The organism is Pirellulales bacterium (assembly GCA_035939775.1).
GTDB lineage: Bacteria > Planctomycetota > Planctomycetia > Pirellulales > DATAWG01 > DASZFO01.
Genome location: DASZFO010000261.1, coordinates 1 through 3,377, shown reverse-complemented (window position 1 = coordinate 3,377; position 3,377 = coordinate 1). Strand labels below are relative to the sequence as shown.

The window sequence follows — 3,377 nt, the reverse complement described above, 5'->3', positions numbered from 1 at the left end:
TTCTTGCGGTTTTCGTCTTCGACGAGCTGAAACAACTCTTGGCCGAGTTCTTGGATGTTCGATTCGTCGAGAATCTTGCGATCGACGAACCGGACGATCGTCACCTCGCCACGTTCTTGCACTTCCACACGCCGGCGCTCGGCCATAAATGTTTCTCCCGCGAAGCGGCGCGCCTCCGGAATCGGAAACGCGAGCGTGGGGTCCGGGCCACCCAAATTGAGCGGCTCCTCGTCGCAAACCCACTGCCGCCATGATATTCGGTCCACTGGTCCTGTCAAGCGCGCTCTGCGGTGCCGGCGTCTCGCCTGCGAAACGCGGCGGGCAGATTGAACACTGACCTGGCGAGTCCGCGGGCGCGATCCGAGCGAAGCGACGGTGTGCATGAAAGCTGCATGGCAAACAAGAATGTCTGCCCCACGACATCGTTTTTTGACCTAGAGTTGAATTGTTGTGTTCTTTCACCGGGTTGTCGGCGGGGCAGAGGGGAGATTGCCCATGCTTCGATTGACGCGAAAATCACGTTTTCGGCGGTCGCGCCGTTTCCAGAGCCGCCGCGGCGCTGCTAGCGCCGCCGTATTGGCCGCGATTGCGCTTCCGGCCGGTGGGCTGTTGGCCACGAATTACATCTCTGAGGCATGTGACACCGCGCTGCAATGGGTCAATCATCTCGACCGCAACGCCTGGTTGCTCGTTCTTTGCGCAGCCGTCGTGGTCGGGGGCATGTGTCTTCGCGGATTTGGCTCCAGGTCGAATTATTAGGATGCTCGCGGCCGTCCGGGTTGCGAGGGCGAGGATGGCCCGGGACCATTGGCGAAACAAACATGGCGCGCGGCGAACTGCGCCCTAGGTTTGGATACGCCCCTTCCAATAGCACACATACCCGTCTGTTGAAAAAGGGGACAGGCACCTCGCGGCCGAGCGAGAACGCCGACGAATCGACGGGTCACTCGGAGCCAGTCCCCTTTTTCAACAGTCGGATAGGACCTGCCGTGTCGCTCGTAAATCTCATTGGCGACTTCGATCTGTGGTCGATCCATTTTCCTGCGCCGGTGGCTTTGTCGGCCGTGACGCTGATCGGCTATTTGATCGGGCGGCGGCGTCGGGCCGGCGATGAAGAGGCCGACAATCAGGCCCGCCGCGAGCTGAAGCGGGCTCAAGCCGTCGCCAAAGAGCTGGAGAAGATCGCCGACATTGTGCGGCGCCATCTGGCCACGCATCATGCGAGCGTCGTGCGGTTTAAAAACAAAATGATTTCGCTCGGCGGCACGCAGAACGAGACCGCCTGGCAAGAGCTGTGCAAGGAATCGGAGAGCATGCTCAGGCCGACGCTCAAGCTCGCCGCGCAGCTCGCCAACGCGTACGACGAAATCCGCCAGCAGTCGAATCATCTCATGACGTTCACCGAGGTGCGGACCGATCCGCTCACGGGCGTGAGCAATCGGCGGGCGCTCGACGAGACGCTCGTCTCGATGTTCGCGATGATGAATCGCTACGAGCTGCCGTTCTCGATCGTGATCGTCGATATCGACCACTTCAAGAAGATCAACGACGAGCAAGGGCACCTCTACGGCGACAGCATCCTCAAATCCGTGGCGAAGCTGCTGGACGACAACGTTCGCGACACCGACATCGTCACCCGCTACGGCGGCGAGGAATTCGTGATTGTGATGCCGCAAACGCCGCTTCATGGGGCATGCATCTTCAGCGATCGCCTGCGGCACAACGTCGAGCAGAAGCTGCCGCTCACGATCAGCGGCGGCGTGGCGGCGGCCGTCGATGGCGACAACCCGCAAACGCTGCTCGCCCGAGCCGACTCGGCGCTCTATAGCGCGAAGGCCGCCGGCCGCAATCGCGTGTACTATCACACTGGTCTTGAGATTCGCCCCAGCGAGGAAAGCCCGGTGCCGGAAGTTGACCGCGTGCCGGTGCTCCTCGAAAAGCTCGAAGGCGTGCCGCTGGAAATCCCGCAAGAGCAAGCGGGCTGAGCGCCAACCGTAGGGGAATTCGTGAGAATTCCGGGGCCTCGCTAGTTGAATACGGAATTCTCACGAAATTCCGCTACGACTGACGCTGACCACTATTTACGCGGAGCGGGCTCGAGGGCCTCGTCCTGCTTCGCGTCAAAGCCCAATTCCTTGGCGCGGGCGAAATCGGCGTCGGCCTTTTTGCGGTGCGACTCGATCTCGTCCTTGTCTTTCGATTCGCCGGCCAGCTTGCGGTGAATCTCGCCGCGGTGATCGAGCATCACGGCGAACGATTCGTTGTCGAACTCCTCTTCGTCCGGCGCAACGAACACCGGCCCGGCATCCCAGCCGACTTGACGACCGTTGCGCACAGCTTCAGCCAGCGGGACCGCCATCTCCATGTCGTTCAGGGCGGCGTCGAACTTCCCCTGCCGATATTCAAGGCAAGCCCGCGTGTCGAGCATCGCGGCATTGTGCTCTCCCTCGGCCCGCAGGGCCTCGTTGATCGCCTTCATGCCGTCTTCGACTTCCAACCCGGAGAGCGCGCAGATGTAGGCTTTCAGATTGAGCAACTCGGCGGAGGAATTCGAAGCAGGAAACTGGCGTGATCCGGGAAACACGGCCAAGGCGGTCTTGCAATCGTCAAGCGCCTCGCGGTCGTGACCGCGCCGATGTTGAACCCACGCTCGGTAGTGATAGAGCACCGCCAACTCGATCGCGATCCCCGGCTGAGACTTCTCCTGGCCGATGATGGCGATCGCTTCGTCGTAGTCTCGCAGACTTTCGTCGAGGTGCTTCAGCTTTTCGTTGAGCTGGCCGCGGAACGCTAGTGCCAGAGCGCGGCGCTGAGGATCCGGCTCCCATGCGATGGCCCGACTGGCGTGAAAGACAGCCTGGGGCAAATCGCGGCGGCGGACGTCCTTTTCGGCCCGCTCCAATTGGATATTCGCCACGATGCTGCGGACGAACTTGACCGCTTGTGGACCAAACAAAACCGCCGGCACCATCAACAGAATGAGCCAGCGCCACTGGCCAAGCCGCTCGAAGATCGATCGCTTCGGCGGCCGGGGTTCGGTCTCGCCGGTTTGAAATTCGTCAAACTTGGAAGGGATCGGAAATCCCAGCTCATCGACGCGGCGGATCGGTGCAGGCATGTCGCTTGTTCCGTGGTGCGGTTGCTACTTCAAGCATAAGAAGCGGCAAGGCCGGTGCCAAGGGCACGTGCGGGGTGAGTAAGTGTTGGATAGGGGGTTCTTCAGGCCTACTCACTTACTCACTCACTTTCTCAACTATAAGCTACCAGCGTCCGCTCAATTCTTTGCAAACACGTCTGACGGCCGAGGATCGCCAGGCAGTCGTAAAGCCCTGGCCCGACCGCTTTGCACGTGACGGCGACGCGCAGGGCGTGGATGA

5 protein-coding genes are annotated in these 3,377 nt (G+C 61.1%); 2 read left to right on the top strand and 3 right to left on the bottom strand.

Translation table 11 applies throughout. From position 1 onward, the window contains the following. On the bottom strand, window positions 1–266 hold a 266-nt coding region (locus VGY55_16305; GenBank protein HEV2971540.1), incomplete at its 3' end, for a hypothetical protein. Between the two features lie 229 nt (window positions 267–495). On the opposite strand from VGY55_16305, the gene VGY55_16300 reads away from it, so the two are divergent. Both VGY55_16300 and VGY55_16295 read left to right on the top strand, forming a co-directional pair. Then, entirely contained in the window at window positions 496–759 is a 264-nt protein-coding gene (locus VGY55_16300) for a hypothetical protein (GenBank protein HEV2971539.1), read from the top strand. 230 nt (window positions 760–989) lie between these two features. Continuing rightward, entirely contained in the window at window positions 990–1,985 is a 996-nt protein-coding gene (locus VGY55_16295) for a GGDEF domain-containing protein (GenBank protein HEV2971538.1), read from the top strand. A 92-nt stretch (window positions 1,986–2,077) separates the two neighbouring features. Here the strand turns inward: VGY55_16295 and VGY55_16290 are convergent, their stop codons facing one another. Next, the gene (locus VGY55_16290) at window positions 2,078–3,118 is read right to left on the bottom strand and encodes a hypothetical protein (protein ID HEV2971537.1); all 1,041 of its coding nucleotides are present in this window, start codon (window positions 3,116–3,118) and stop codon (window positions 2,078–2,080) included. Between the two features lie 131 nt (window positions 3,119–3,249). Continuing rightward, window positions 3,250–3,366, bottom strand: a complete 117-nt coding sequence (locus tag VGY55_16285; GenBank protein HEV2971536.1) for a hypothetical protein — start codon at window positions 3,364–3,366, stop codon at window positions 3,250–3,252. Between the last annotated feature and the right edge of the window lie 11 nt (window positions 3,367–3,377).